General features: G+C 57.8%; 16 protein-coding genes. 5 read left to right on the top strand and 11 right to left on the bottom strand.

What is annotated here, in order from left to right; translation table 11 throughout:
- Position 1: 1 nt before the first annotated feature.
- From SLH49_RS01960 to SLH49_RS01935, 6 genes are all read right to left on the bottom strand, one after another.
- The gene (locus SLH49_RS01960) at positions 2–1342 is read right to left on the bottom strand and encodes a S41 family peptidase (protein ID WP_320267489.1); all 1341 of its coding nucleotides are present in this window, start codon (positions 1340–1342) and stop codon (positions 2–4) included.
- Between the two features lie 13 nt (positions 1343–1355).
- Entirely contained in the window at positions 1356–2426 is a 1071-nt protein-coding gene (locus SLH49_RS01955) for a murein hydrolase activator EnvC family protein (RefSeq protein WP_320267488.1), read from the bottom strand.
- Positions 2423–3937, bottom strand: coding sequence for a 2,3-bisphosphoglycerate-independent phosphoglycerate mutase (gpmI, locus tag SLH49_RS01950; RefSeq protein ID WP_320267487.1), 1515 nt, complete (start codon positions 3935–3937; stop codon positions 2423–2425). Before gpmI ends, SLH49_RS01955 begins: the two co-directional genes overlap by 4 nt.
- Positions 3938–4035: 98 nt before the next feature.
- Positions 4036–4506: a 23S rRNA (pseudouridine(1915)-N(3))-methyltransferase RlmH gene (gene rlmH / locus SLH49_RS01945; RefSeq protein ID WP_320267486.1), complete on the bottom strand. Its 471-nt coding sequence runs from the start codon at positions 4504–4506 to the stop codon at positions 4036–4038.
- Positions 4506–4961, bottom strand: a complete 456-nt coding sequence (gene rsfS, locus SLH49_RS01940) for a ribosome silencing factor (RefSeq protein WP_320267485.1) — start codon at positions 4959–4961, stop codon at positions 4506–4508. Before rsfS ends, rlmH begins: the two co-directional genes overlap by 1 nt.
- A 78-nt stretch (positions 4962–5039) precedes the next feature.
- Positions 5040–5564, bottom strand: coding sequence for a hypothetical protein (locus SLH49_RS01935; RefSeq protein WP_320267484.1), 525 nt, complete (start codon positions 5562–5564; stop codon positions 5040–5042).
- Positions 5565–5630: 66 nt separating this feature from the next.
- On the opposite strand from SLH49_RS01935, the gene SLH49_RS01930 reads away from it, so the two are divergent.
- The 3 genes from SLH49_RS01930 to SLH49_RS01920 all read left to right on the top strand — a co-directional run bounded on the left by SLH49_RS01930 (position 5631) and on the right by SLH49_RS01920 (position 7411).
- Positions 5631–6158, top strand: coding sequence for a DUF2975 domain-containing protein (locus SLH49_RS01930; RefSeq protein WP_320267483.1), 528 nt, complete (start codon positions 5631–5633; stop codon positions 6156–6158).
- Positions 6155–6385: a helix-turn-helix domain-containing protein gene (locus SLH49_RS01925; protein ID WP_413785261.1), complete on the top strand. Its 231-nt coding sequence runs from the start codon at positions 6155–6157 to the stop codon at positions 6383–6385. The genes SLH49_RS01930 and SLH49_RS01925 overlap by 4 nt, the downstream gene beginning before the upstream one ends.
- A gap of 78 nt (positions 6386–6463) precedes the next feature.
- Positions 6464–7411, top strand: coding sequence for a type IV pili methyl-accepting chemotaxis transducer N-terminal domain-containing protein (locus SLH49_RS01920; protein WP_320267482.1), 948 nt, complete (start codon positions 6464–6466; stop codon positions 7409–7411).
- A gap of 26 nt (positions 7412–7437) precedes the next feature.
- On the opposite strand, the gene SLH49_RS01915 is transcribed toward SLH49_RS01920, so the two are convergent.
- Together SLH49_RS01915 and SLH49_RS01910 are read right to left on the bottom strand one after the other, a co-directional pair.
- Positions 7438–8457 (bottom strand): zinc-binding dehydrogenase, encoded by a 1020-nt coding sequence (locus SLH49_RS01915; protein ID WP_320267481.1) that lies wholly within the window; start codon positions 8455–8457, stop codon positions 7438–7440.
- Between the two features lie 9 nt (positions 8458–8466).
- The gene (locus SLH49_RS01910) at positions 8467–9255 is read right to left on the bottom strand and encodes an exodeoxyribonuclease III (RefSeq protein WP_320267480.1); all 789 of its coding nucleotides are present in this window, start codon (positions 9253–9255) and stop codon (positions 8467–8469) included.
- Between the two features lie 175 nt (positions 9256–9430).
- Here SLH49_RS01910 and SLH49_RS01905 point away from each other — a divergent pair, with 175 nt between their 5' ends.
- Entirely contained in the window at positions 9431–10504 is a 1074-nt protein-coding gene (locus tag SLH49_RS01905) for a Hint domain-containing protein (protein WP_320267479.1), read from the top strand.
- Here SLH49_RS01905 and SLH49_RS01900 read toward each other — a convergent pair.
- The 3 genes from SLH49_RS01900 to SLH49_RS01890 all read right to left on the bottom strand — a co-directional run bounded on the left by SLH49_RS01900 (position 10487) and on the right by SLH49_RS01890 (position 12900).
- Positions 10487–11323: a methyltransferase family protein gene (locus SLH49_RS01900; RefSeq protein ID WP_413785260.1), complete on the bottom strand. Its 837-nt coding sequence runs from the start codon at positions 11321–11323 to the stop codon at positions 10487–10489. The two genes, SLH49_RS01905 and SLH49_RS01900, sit on opposite strands and share 18 nt — an antisense overlap.
- Positions 11324–11389: 66 nt before the next feature.
- Entirely contained in the window at positions 11390–11911 is a 522-nt protein-coding gene (locus tag SLH49_RS01895; RefSeq protein ID WP_320267478.1) for a hypothetical protein, read from the bottom strand.
- The gene (locus tag SLH49_RS01890) at positions 11911–12900 is read right to left on the bottom strand and encodes an asparaginase (protein WP_320267477.1); all 990 of its coding nucleotides are present in this window, start codon (positions 12898–12900) and stop codon (positions 11911–11913) included. The genes SLH49_RS01895 and SLH49_RS01890 overlap by 1 nt, the downstream gene beginning before the upstream one ends.
- 192 nt (positions 12901–13092) lie before the next feature.
- On the opposite strand from SLH49_RS01890, the gene SLH49_RS01885 reads away from it, so the two are divergent.
- Positions 13093–13623, top strand: coding sequence for an invasion associated locus B family protein (locus SLH49_RS01885; protein WP_320267476.1), 531 nt, complete (start codon positions 13093–13095; stop codon positions 13621–13623).
- Positions 13624–13662 lie beyond the last annotated feature (39 nt).

The raw sequence follows: 13662 nt of genomic DNA, 5'->3' as shown, positions 1-13662 counted from the left end.
CTTAAGGGTTCAGCAGTGCCGTTGGGCCCAGCGCGTTCAATCCTTTGAGGATGTCGATGGCATAGGCCAACTGGTAATCCTCCTCACGCAATTGGGCGGCAGTTTCGGCCCGTGCACGTTCTTCCTCGATCTGGCGGATTTCATCCTCGGTCAGGCTGTCATTGTCGAGCGAACCGCGCAAATCAGCCTCTGTCCGGCGGGCTGGCGCGTCTTCATCCTCTTCGAGATCAGCGCGAGGGCGTGGCTGCTCCACGATAATATCAGGCGAAATCCCTAAGGACTGGATCGACCGCCCCGACGGCGTGTAGTAGCGCGACGTCGTCAGGCGCATCGCGCCGTCGCCTCGCAGCGGAACCACCGTCTGCACAGACCCTTTGCCAAATGAGTTTGTGCCAATCACAATCGCACGCCTGTGATCCTGCAGGGCACCCGCCACGATCTCGGACGCAGAGGCAGAGCCGCCGTTGATCAGCACGACGATAGGCTTTCCTTCGGCCAAATCGCCGGGTGAGGCGTTGAAACGATCTCCATCGCTGGGGTCGCGGCCGCGGGTCGAGACAATCTCACCGGCGTCAAGAAACGCGTCCGAGACATAAATCGCTTGGTTCAAAAGACCGCCCGGATTGTTGCGCAGGTCAATCACGATCCCGTCGATATTGTCGATGCCGCCCGCAGCCTCGATCTGTTCTTCCATCCCGTCCTTGAGGTTTGGGAAGGTCTGATCGTTAAAGGTTGTCACACGCAAGACAACGGCGTTGCCTTCCGTACGGCTGCGCACAGCGGTCAGCTTGATCGTGTCGCGAATGATGGAGACGTCAAAGGGCTCAATCTCGCCTTCACGCACCACGGTGATAATAATCTCGGACCCAACCGGCCCCCGCATCATCGACACAGCATCATCAAGCGTCAGGCCTAACACGCTTTCCCCGTCAACGGCGGTAATGAAATCACCGGCAAGGATGCCCGCCGCATCGGCAGGCGTGCCATCCATGGGTGCCACGACTTTCACAAAGCCTTCTTCCTGCGTGACCTCAATGCCGAGGCCACCAAATTCGCCCGATGTCTGAACGCGCATGGCGGCGGCATCTTCGGCAGAAAGATAACTGGAATGCGGATCAAGTGAGGTCAGCATGCCGTTAATCGCTGCCTCGATCAGCTCCTTGTCATCGACATCCTCAACATATTCGGCGCGGATACGTTCGAAGATGTCACCAAATAGATCAAGCTGCTCATAGACGTTGGTGCGATCAGATTCTTGCGCCAGAAGCGGCCCTGCTATTTGGCTCGTCGCCAGTAACCCCAGTGCTGCGCCGCCAAATGCGGCCATCATCGCCTTTTTCATTCCGTATCCTTGCTTACTCTAACGCAAACCACGCGTCCGGGCTGACGGCAGATTGCCTATCTCGCACCTCAAGATAAAGCACTTGCTGCGCTTGACCCGCATTTGATGCATCGTTTTCGGTCAAAATACCGTCAACATCGGAGGCGGCGCCACCCAAAAGCCCGATCGGCGCGTCTGCCGACACGATTTCGCCGGGTTGCACGAATACTGTGCCGAGCCCCGCGAAGATGAACAAGACACCGGCGGTGGGCTCAAGGATCACGACGGTACCGTAGTTCAAGAGCGGCCCTTCAAACAGGATCGTCGCATCGACCGGTGTGCTGACCAATGCTTGTGGCGCCGCACCAACATGGATGCCGGGCAGGTTCGGGTCCTGATCGGGCAGCACAATGCCCGCAACAGGCAGTGGCAGATCGCCGGACGCGGTCAGCGTGTTTTCTGGTGACGGGGTGGCGGATGTGAGTTCCGCCGCAAAATCCGCGAGCGTCTGCGCGCTTGCCACAAGCAGGGCTGTTTGGACCGGGTCCTGCTCAAACCGACGCGGCAGCGTAACACGATCAGAGACGGCCTGACCCAGCGCCACCCGCGCCTCTTGCGCCCCAACCAAACCCTCTTGCAACATGTTGGTTGCATCCGCTCGGGCGGCCCGCAAACTTTGCGCCATCCGCAATTGTTCGCGCAACGCGTCCACTTGTTCCTCAAGGGCGAGCGTCATGTCCGTGGTTAACATGCCTGCACGCGCGGCATTTCTGGCACCCTGCGGATGACTGAGGATCACCGGGTCCGGCGTTTTGCTGATCGATGAGAGCACGCCAAGCAGGCGCGCAAGATCCTCGCGATCCTCAGCCAGCTTGTCGGAAATCTCGGTCTCTTGCACGGTGATCTGGCGCAAACCGTCACGCATCGCGATCAGCCCTGCCTCATAGGCCTGCACTGTTTCGGTCAGAGCCCTGATGCGATCACGTGCAGTGTCAGCGGCTTCTAGACGCGCATTTGCCGCCTGCAACTGCCGCGCGGCCTCCTGCGCCTGTTCCTGCGCGGCAAGCGGGCTTGCCAGACACCATAAAAGCGCGACCCATCTCATGTGATCAGCGATTTGCCCGTCATTTCCGGCGGCAGCTCCAGCCCCATCAGGTGCAGGATCGTGGGCGCAAGGTCCGCCAGCCGTCCCTCATGCAACTGTGCACCCTCCGGCCCACCCACCAATGCAACGGGCACCGGATTGGTCGTATGCGCCGTATGTGGCCCACCCGTTTCCAGGTCGACCATGGTTTCGCAATTGCCGTGATCGGCAGTGACAATCATCGCACCTCCCGCCACTTCCAGTGCCTGCAGAACAGCGCCAAACCCCGCATCAACCGCTTCACAAGCCTTGATCGCGGCGTCCAGATCACCAGTATGACCGACCATGTCAGGATTGGCATAGTTGGTGACAATCAGGTCATAGCCGTCTGCGATGGCTTTGACGAAATGTTCCGTCACCTCGCCCGCCGACATTTCGGGCTGCAGATCATAGGTCGCGACCTTGGGCGATGGCGCCATGTAGCGATCCTCCCCCTGCTCAGGGGTCTCAATCCCGCCATTGAGAAAGAAGGTCACGTGCGGGTACTTCTCGGTCTCGGCCAGCCGGAATTGCCGCAGGCCCTTCTTGGCAACCCATGCGCCAAGTGTGTTGACGATCTTCTGCTTGGGGAAAACGGTCGTCATGAAGGCGTTGTGAGCCTCGGAATAATCCACCATACCCAGCACGGCGGCAAGTTTCGGGCGCGCTCCCACATCAAAGGCATCAAAGTCAGGCTGGCCAATCGCCAAGAGGATTTCGCGCGCCCGGTCTGCCCGGAAGTTCACGAAAAACACGCCGTCCCTATCCTGCATGCCAGCATAGTTTTCCGCACGGAAGGGGACGATGAACTCATCTGTCTGATCCAGATCGTAACAGGTCGCGATCCCATCAACGGCATCGCTCAGCGCGTCGGCATCACCCAGAACCATGGCGCGATAGGCCTTTTCGACACGCTCCCACCGATTGTCACGATCCATCGCATAGTAGCGGCCAGAGACCGTGACAATCTCAACCCCTTCGGGCAGATCATCATACATCTGCGCAACCTGCTCTACCGCCGATGTTGGGGCCACGTCGCGCCCATCGGTAATCGCGTGCACGACCACAGGGATGTCACGATCAACCAGCGCGCGGACCGCAGCGACAATGTGATCCTGATGCGAATGCACCCCGCCGGGAGAGGCCAACCCGATCACATGCGCGGTGCCGCCAGATTTCGCGAGTGTATCCGCAAAATCGACCAGCGCGGATTTTTCAAAGAACGACCCATCCTCGATCGCCAGATCAATCTGACCCAAATCCATCGCCACAACCCGACCCGCCCCGATATTGGTATGACCGACCTCAGAATTGCCCATCTGGCCCTTGGGTAAGCCCACATCGTTGCCATGGGTGATCAGTTGCGCATGCGGACCCTGCATCACCCTGTCAAAGTTCGGCGTTCGTGCGAGCGCAGGCGCATTGGCCGCGCTGTCCTCGCGCAGCCCCCAACCGTCAAGAATGCATAAGACAACGGGTTTTGGCACGGACATCACAACCTCCAATTCAAGTCGTCGTATCCATAGCGTGAGACGCGGGGTAACAAAATCCTCTTATCATCTCGCCAAAAATACTCCCGCCGGAGGCGGCCCTACGCCCGATGATAAGGACCACCCGCCAGAATTGAGGCGGCACGGTAAAGCTGCTCCGCCAGCATGACCCGCACGAGCATGTGCGGCCAAACCATCTTACCGAAGCTCAGCGATGCGTCAGCCCGCGCGTGCAAGGCGGGGTCAAGCCCGTCTGCGCCGCCGATGAGAAAGGCCACATCCTGCCGCCCCTGATCGCGCCACGCGGCGAGTTGTGCCGCAAAATCGGGGGAGGACATCATTTTTCCGCGTTCGTCCAAGCTGCACAGCAACGCACCATCAGGCGCTGCGCGCGATAGAAGGGCAGCCTCAGCAGCCATGCCGCCACCCTTCTTGTCTTCGACTTCAATCAGCTCTGCCGGGCCGAGACTAAGGTTGCGCCCGGTGCGTTCAAACCGGGTCAGATAATCCTCGTAAAGCACACGTTCCGGCCCCTGACGCAGGCGACCGACGGCGCAGACCTGCACGCGCATCAGCTGGCCGCGGCTGCCCCTGGCTGCCACATCTTTTCAAGCTGATAGAATTCGCGCACTTCGGGGCGGAAGATGTGAACGATCACATCGCCGGTATCGATGAGAACCCAATCGCCAGCATCCTTGCCTTCCACCTTGCAGATGACCCGAAATTCCTGCTTGAGCCGATCCGTCAGCTTTTCGGCCATCGCCGTGACCTGACGTGTGGACCGCCCCGACGCGATGACCATATAGTCACCCATCTCGGACTTTCCGCGCAGATTGATCTGCACGATGTCTTCGCCTTTGTCATCTTCGAGGGATTTCAGAACAGCCGCCAACAAGCTTTCGCTGGTGGCCTGGCGTGGGGCGCTCATCGCGTGAGCCCCGATATTGGCTGCAGGTGCAGCCGCAGAGTTAAGAGACAGTGCATTGTCCTCCTTAAAACGCGCCGTCATGACCCCGGCGCCGGGCATGGGCTCAAAATAGCAAGTGACCCCTGTTTTTTCAACAACCGGGATCACAGCCGCCTTGTTTTGCGGCGGCGACCCTAGTCAGGACGCCGCGTCACACTGAGGAATATCGCCCAGTTGCTCCACCGAAGTGACTGCGGAAAGATGTCCGTTGCGGACAAGCGGCAGGAAATCCCCGTCCTGCGCCAAGCGGATCCCAACGTTCACGCGCGCATCATCCGACGGCCCCGCACCCTGCAGACACGGAGCAAGCGTGATGGCGAGCGACCCTTCGGTCGCATTCGCATTCTCCGCATCCCACTGCCGGGCAGTGGCCTGCAAGGCGCGCAAAGTGGCATGGTCTGATGGCGAAATCGCGTAGATGTCCCCTTCGCGCACCAGTGTGAAGGTGCCTTCGGCAGTTTGGTCAAGATCGCTGCGGGTAACCGCAAAAGCCAGTATCGCCGAGCCCGGCTGCACATCGATGCCCTCCGGCAGCGTGAGCGCCACAGCCACATCCGCCGGATCAGCGGTAGTTGGTGACAGGTTGTTCAAACGCATCGCGGTTGTCGGCACGACGCTCGTGCACCCGGCCAGCAGGATCAGCAGAACAAAGAAACAACGCATAAGAATCTCCTTTGACATGTATTTTTTATTGTTTTACATTAATTTTTAAAATCAGAAAGGTGAAAAATGCCGAAGCTAGAACGTGTCGCGCGCTTGTCGCGTATTTTGCAGGTCCTGACCGTGTCGGCGATGATTGTCTTGCCGCTCGCAATCATTGTCGGCATGCGTGTCGGCGTTTTTTGGGAGGCGCCCTATCCTGCAGATCTCATTGTCGAGTCTGAAATCTCGCGCACCCAAGTCACGATGGTTTTCATCCTTGCGCTAATCAAACCCATCATTCTGTTGTGGATACTTAATGAAATGCGAAAGCTGTTTGTTGCCTACAGCAAGGGGGCAATCCTCACGAACCGCAGTGCCCGTCTCATCCAACGCATTGGCCAAGGCTTTGTCGCGATGGCGGTGGCCGATTTTTTGTTCCAGCCGCTATTTGTCCTCATCCTGACCATGGCGAACCCTCCGGGGTCGCGGAGCCTGGCCATTAGCGTCAACAGCGACATGATGTTTTTCGCACTCGCGGGTGGCCTGATCATCGTTGTCGGTTGGGCCATGCGTGAAGCAGCCGCAGCCGCGGCAGAAAACCGGTCTTTCGTATGAAAGACATGGAAATCATTGTGCGGCTTGATGTCGTGCTGGCCCTACGTAAGATGAAATCGCGGGATCTTGCGCAAGCCATCGGTATCACTGAGCAAAACATCAGCCTGCTGAAATCCGGCAAGGTCAAAGGCATCCGGTTTGAGACGCTGGCAAAAATCTGCACCATTCTGGAATGCCAGCCCGGCGACCTGCTAGAAGCGATCGAGGTGCCTGCTGAAACAAAGTGACGCAGCGTCAAAGAATCTCCATATTCATATAGTGTTATGTATGCGTTGCTGCTGTATCGGAGTAGTGAGTTGTTGTTTATGTTGCGTTCTACCCGCTCGCCTGGCCAGCTTTTTGGGGCCAAAGTCTCGAGTTTCATATGGCTTGGATTGCTGTGTACACCACTGCAAGCGGAGCAGGTACCGGAGGCCCCGCCCTCTGAGATTGTAAACTACGAAATCGAATCTGATGGTGCGGACCGCATTTTGCTGGCAGGCAAGCTTCGCACCTTAACGCAGCAAGTCGCGGCCTCATCCTGCGCTGTGACGTCAGGCGTCGACGTCGAAGAAGCGCATGATGTACTCGCGCAGGCGACTGCCGATTTTGACCGCTATATCGCGGCCCTGCGCGACGGCGACGATGCGCTGCATATCCTTGGCCCAGAAAAAAATGCGCGCATCGTGCGCGATCTGGACCATGTGCTTGCCGAATGGAGCGCCATTCATGGTGCCGTCGATAAGGTCATTGCTGACGACGATGATGTCGAAAGCGCGCATATCATTGACGATCACAATCTCAAACTTCTTGAGCTGACGACGATCCTGTCATCTGACATTGTTGGCCGCTACGCACACCCTTACGAGATGACAAGCGCTGATGCGATGATGATTGAGATCGCAGGTCGGCAATTGATGCTGACGCAGAAAATGGCCAAGGATTCCTGTGAAGTCTGGACAGGTTATCACGCGGAAGCCGCCAAGGAGGATTTGGCGGCCACCATGCAGATTTTTGAGACCTCGCTCAACGCTCTACGCTTTGGCATGCCGGAGGCTGGTCTGCAGGCGGCACCCAACGATATCATCCGACAGGATCTTGATATCCTCTTGGCCCGTTGGGATATCATCAAGGTCAACCAGCAAACGCTCGTCGATGGTGGCGAATTGACCGAGGATCAGAAATACGAGATCTTCCATGATCTGCAGGTAGAGTTGGCCGATCTGGAGCATCTTCTGGAAGACTATCGCGATCACTCTGAGAGAGCGCACTAACCGCAGAAAGTCATAGAACGTAAGGTCTAAAGTCTCGGATCGATGAATGCCTTGCCGTCGCGCTGGGCGAGGACCCGTGGCAATTGGATCATCGCATCGGACAACGGCACGATCCCGGCAACATCGGTAGACCATTTACCCGAGACGAAACGCTCCTGGATTTCAGCGAATGCCGCGGGAATGCGGGCTGGATCAACCTTCTGCATCCAGCGCGTCAGCCAGAACCCTTCGATCCGCTTGTTTTGAAAGATCATCTGCCCCAACTGGGTCAACTTGGGCGCCTCGGTCGCCAGTTTGCCGTAGTTCACCCAAACCGCATGCGAGGGCATGGCAAAGAACAAATCCGCCGTGACCTGATCGCCCACCGCATCCAATAGGATACGCGGTTTGCGCGCTTTGAAGATACTTCGCGCTTTAGAAACCGGATCATCGTCACCGGTCACGATCACCTCGACCGCGCCTAAATCACGCAGCATGTCGGCCTGTGCTGGACGCCGCACAACCGCAATGGGTGCTATACCTTGATCGCGGCCCAACGCGATCAGGAGCTTGCCCAGTTGTGACCCCGCGGCATTCAAGACAAAGCTTTCAGCGCCGCTCTCTTTGACCAGATCGAACATCGCAATGGCCGTCAGCGGGTTCACCAATTGCCCCGCCGCATCAACCTCGGCCAGATCGGGGCGGCACGGCACCAACCGTGCGGCATCCGTCATCGCATATTCCGCCCATGCGCCAGAGGCACTCGCAAAGAAGCTGACCCTTTGCTCGATGAGTGGAGTGTCTCCGGCAATAACCTCACCAACCGCTTCGAACCCGGCGGGCATTCCTTGCACGCGAGGCTGACCATATTCACCCTTTATGAAGTGGATGTCAGACGGGTTCACAGCGGCCAAATGCACTTTGATCAGCGCCTGACCGTCACCGGGTGTCGGCACTGGCACATCCCGTAACGCAACGAAGGGGGTCAGGTCATCGATATTGGGACCGGTCTGCGTGTTTGAGTACCCATCATGCAGCTGAGTCAGCGCTTTCATCATCTGGGTCATAGGGACGCCTTAAAGATCAAAGGTCGCAAAAACCGGCGCATGGTCGCTCGGTTTTTCCCATCCACGCGCCTCGCGCAGGACGCGGCTGGAATGTGCCGCCTGCCGGATATCCGGTGTCGCCCAGATATGATCAAGCCTGCGACCCTTATCGGATACATCCCAATTGGGTGAGCGATATGACCACCAGCTATAAAGCTGGCCTTCGGGAATATCCGTCCGGGTCACATCGCTCCATTCGCCCGCGTCCATCACCTGCGCCAGATGATCAACCTCAATCGGTGTATGGCTAACGACTTTCAAAAGCTGCTTGTGGCTCCAAACGTCGTCCTCGCGCGGTGCAATATTCAGATCACCAACGAGAATGGATTTTTGCGGCTTCTCAGCATGGAAGGCGTCGCGCATATCTGTCAGATAATCGAGCTTCTGGCCAAACTTCTCATTCTTGTCCCGATCAGGGACGTCGCCGCCTGCAGGCACATAATGATTATGAATTGTGACGCCATTCTGCAGCTGGGCCGCTACATGGCGAGCATGACCGAGCCCCGCATAGTCTTCGGCCCCGACCTCTTCCAATGGCAGTTTTGACAGGATCGCAACGCCATTGTAGCCTTTCTGGCCGCGCGCCACCATGTGCGTATAGCCAAGTGCCTGGAACTGCGTCAGCGGGATTTTCTCGACCGGGCTTTTGCATTCCTGCAGACAAAGCACATCCGGCATCTCATCACGCATCAAGCGCAAAACAAGCTCTTCGCGCAGGCGGACCGAATTGATGTTCCAAGTGGCAAGTGTGAATGGCATGTGACCAGCTTTCGTTTGAGGCAAGCCCGCCATATGTGCCTTGCTCGGCAGTTTTGATCAACTGTCGCAAGATGGACACATCTCCTTAGGTCACGTTTGTGAAATCAACGGTTTATTCGGAAGAAAAGTGCTACTAGTTTGCGCGGACAAACACGATCAACAGACGGTTCTTTTCATGGTTCTGCGCACTTTCTTCGCCATTGACAGTGACAGCCTTGTTGTCACCTCAAGCAGCAGTGCAGGGCTCGTCGGAAACGGGATCATCAACAATTCCGACACACCGGACGGGACAGTTTTTGTCTATTCCGCCGGCGGTGGCACAACTGTGACCATCGACGATGCTGGTTTTTTCTCCGATAACATTCCCGAAGATAACAACCTGTTCTTCAACGATGATGAGCCAACGGATCACGTGGTCACCGATGGTGGCGGGATCGTGGCCAACGGCCAGAATGTTGAAGCGGAATCGACAATCCTGATCCGCGCACTTGATGCGATGGGCAATCAGACCGGCCCCACCATTGAACTGACGGTCTTTTCTCAGGGCGGTGTCACACAGGATGTGTGGGGCTTTTCGTCAAGCCAGGAACTTGTTGACGGCGTGTCCTACGTCAAGATCGGCGGCGACAATGATGGCACCTCGCCCTATACCGACTTTATTCCCTGTTTTGAGGCCGCAACACTGATTGAGACGCGATCAGGACCTGTTGCAGCCAAGGATATCTCTCCGGGTGACTTGATCCGAACACGTGATGCGGGCTTTCAACCCGTTCGCTGGGTGGGCAGCGCGCATGTCGCCGCCACAGGGGACCATGCGCCGGTGACCTTTGAACCGGGTTTGGTCGGAAACGCCACCCAATTGACCCTTTCGCCCGAACACCGCTTATTTCTCCAGGATGCGCGTGCGGAGCTCCTGTTCGGCTCGGCCGAGGTGTTAGTCGCCGCAAAGCACTTTGCCGGCTTGCCCGGCGTGACACGGCGCGCGGGCGGGCGCATGCATTATGTGCATATCATGTGCGACACGCACCAGATCATCTATGCAAACGGTGCGATGTGCGAGAGCTTCTTTCTGTCTCAGAACGCCGTTTCCGCAATTGACGCCGCACATCGCAAAGAGCTTTTGTCACTGTTCCCATCACTAACCGAAGCGATCCGCGATTTCGGCGATATGGCCGCACCCGCCTTGCGGGGATTTGAGGCATCGGTGCTGCGCGATCACATGGCTGCTCAATCAGCGACGGCGCGCTAAGCGTGGCCTCGCGACGAGTCGCCGCATACGTGGCACCATGTAGGGCACCTGGGCCTGATATTCAGTGAAGCGCTCACCATAAGCTTGGGTAAATCGCCGCTCTTTCAACCGCGGTGCCAGCACACAATAGGCTGTATAGCTGACTGCCAACACCAACTGGTCCGGTGTCCAGACCGGCACCGTCCAGAGTGTCAGCGCAAAGGCCACATAGATCGGCTGCCGGATCAGCCTGAAAAGGCCCACGGTCGGCATGTCTGGAAAGACCGGTTTGATCTTTTGTAGCAGTGACATCCAGCCCAGCGCACCCGATTGCACCTCGGCTCCGGCATCATAGCTGGCCTTGATCAGGATGAGCCATGCCAGCGCATAAAGCGCCGACCAGACGACAAGGGCCGAACCCTCTGCCTGCCACCAGATGATCCCGCTTGGAGTCCAGAGCGTGAACAGCACCAAAAGCTGTGTCGAGGCGATGATTGCATATGTCGTGGTCGCTAGGGTTGGTCCATGACCTGCCGGTGCAAACCGGGTAAGAATCATTCGCCCTCTTTTCGACAACAGAAACGAATGGGCCAGCGGAAATTGCACGATCAATGCGATGTTGGCGACCCAAGCCCACGGCTGCGGCACCTGCCCGAAACTCGCGCTCATCCCGAAATACATCGCGGCAATCATCGCCAAAACGGCGGCGGTAAAGATCACGTGGCAGACCGCACCGTAGGTAAGTGCGACAGCGATCCTGCTCTTCCCGGGTGGTGGATGAAAATTGCCCGCCATCAAACGGTAAAGGCGACGGAAATGAGAATGATCGTGACGAGCCATATAGCGGAGCTAAAACCGCGGCGTGGCGCGACAAGGGCCACTGCCAACGGGTCGCAGGGCTTCGGGTTAGCGCCGCATGTCATATGCGCGGACCAGAACTCGCCTTCCCTGATAATCCCCGCGCAAGGCACCAAACAGGTAGCTTGCATCTTTGGCAAAGGCCCGCACGATCTTCTCGCCGGCCTTGTCCACATCCTGAAGGTCGTGCCGGCGCAGCCTAAATGGCTGACGCCCCAACAAAAGGTCCCACCGCGTTCCCCCACATAGTTGATATTCGGTGAACGGTTGGTGCAGCCACATATCCGTCCAATCCCCCACAACAGCGGGGAGGTCTACCAAATCATTGATCCCGAACACATTCTCAGAGCGTGTGATCGCGAAACGGAACGCACGATCTTTCGGAAAGAATGACATTTCCAGCTGATCAATATGCGGCGCAAGATCGGTGCAAATCAGACTTTTCTGGTAGGCCTGGTTTGCCGCCTCCCAGCCAGTGGGATAAACGGGATGCTCGACAAAACCTTCTGGCTTCCAAAGGTCGGCGACTGCGTCGCTCACACTGAGAAACAGGTGCTTGTTTGCCTTCATCAGGCCAGTGCTGCTACCGGCCGAATTTGGCCCGTCGTAATGCCGCGCCGGTTCTGAATAGGCGGGCTCAGGCGCGCCTTTGCGGCTGAATGATCGGCATCCAAGACACCCAGTTTCACAAGGATGGCCGCGATAGCACATTCGCTCGCCCGCGTTGCGCCATCCGCAATCTTGAGCGCAACGCCCATACGTTTTTCAGGAACAATGGCAATAAACACGCCCTCAGCCCCCGTCTTGATTGCAACGCGTCCATCCATTGCCCGCATCAACTCCGTGCAAGCCCGCGTCTCACCCGCGACAAGATCGGGATGCGCCACCATCGCTTGGGTGAGCCGGGTGGCTGCCTGACTGCGCGTATCGCTCCGCTCACTGGCGCTTGCAAAGAACGCCATCGCGCGGGCAAGACCGTGCAAGGTGCAGGCATGGTTAGGGGCAGAGCAGCCATCGATACCGAACATTGGGCTCGTCTCACCCGACACATCCTCAAAGGCCGCCTTGCAGGCCTGCTGCACGGGATGGTCAATCTCATGGTACTCCGCGCCGGCATTCAGATGCTTTGTCAGCGTCAGAAAGCCCGCATGCTTGCCCGAGCAATTGTTGTGAAATTGACATGGCGCATCGCTCGCACGGATCAGTGCATTGCGAGCCTCTTTGTCGCTGGGCATCTGCGGACCACAACGCAATGCATCATCCGTAAGATCAAGATCGCGCAACCATGCCCTGACCCGGTCCGTATGGATCGCTGCCCCCTGATGCGAGGCGCAGGCCAGCGCCAATTGCTCATCGGTCAGATGCGCTCCTGCCCCACTTTCCAAAAGCGGTAGGGCCTGCACCATCTTGCAGGACGACCGTGGATAGATCAGCGTCTCCGGATCGCCCCAAGCCTCAACAATCTGGCCGGTTTCATCACAGACAAGTGCATGCCCCTGATGCACGCATTCGCGCAGATCGCCACGCCAGATTTCAACCAGATCGACAGGATTTGTCATGCTTTTTGCCTTGCCCAGCCGGGCCGTCCTGCCCGCGTGATATGTGTATTTCGGGGCTTTGCCCGGCCAGCAATTTTTTGCTACGCTTCACGCTATCGAGTTGAACCACGTCTCGCCAGTCGAAAAGGTGTCGTCAGATGCATCAGGGCTGAACGAGGCATCCAGAGGCAAGGACAGCTTGGAGGCTGTAAAATGATTTTGAAGACTTCCCGGACCCTTGGTGCGATTTTGGCGTTGTGTGTGGCCGGGTCCGCATTCGCACAGGAAGAAAGCGACAACCGTATCGCCGCCAACACTGACTGGAGCGTATTTGTCGAAAGCGATCCCACCGAATGCTGGGCCGTATCAGCCCCAAAGGAAACGGTGAATACGCGTGACGGCAGTGTCGTGACAGTGCGCCGTGGCGACATCCGTTTGATCGTGTTTTACCGGCCGTCTGAAGATGTGGCGGGCCAGGTCATGTTCACCGGTGGCTATCCTTTTGCCAGCGGCTCGACCGTGTCGATGACCGTCGGTGATACGACCTTCCAGATGTTCACCGAAGGCGAAACCGCATGGCCTGCAACGCCAGAGGACGACGTGAAATTTGTCGCGGCAATGAAGCGGGGCGCGGATGCGGTGATCACCGGACGCTCCGGTCGCGGCACGCAGACCGAAGACACGTTCAGCCTGCTGGGCTTTACCGCAGCCGTTGAAGAGGCCGAAAGACGGTGCACGAGCTAGGCACGTGCGATAGGCGGGAATGATGACGGGCCGGTTTTC

It is taken from the genome of Cognatiyoonia sp. IB215446 (assembly GCF_033963825.1).
In the GTDB taxonomy this organism is placed as follows: domain Bacteria; phylum Pseudomonadota; class Alphaproteobacteria; order Rhodobacterales; family Rhodobacteraceae; genus Yoonia.
The sequence above is the reverse complement of the archived record's forward strand: the minus strand, read 5'-3'. Positions and strand labels throughout refer to the sequence as shown.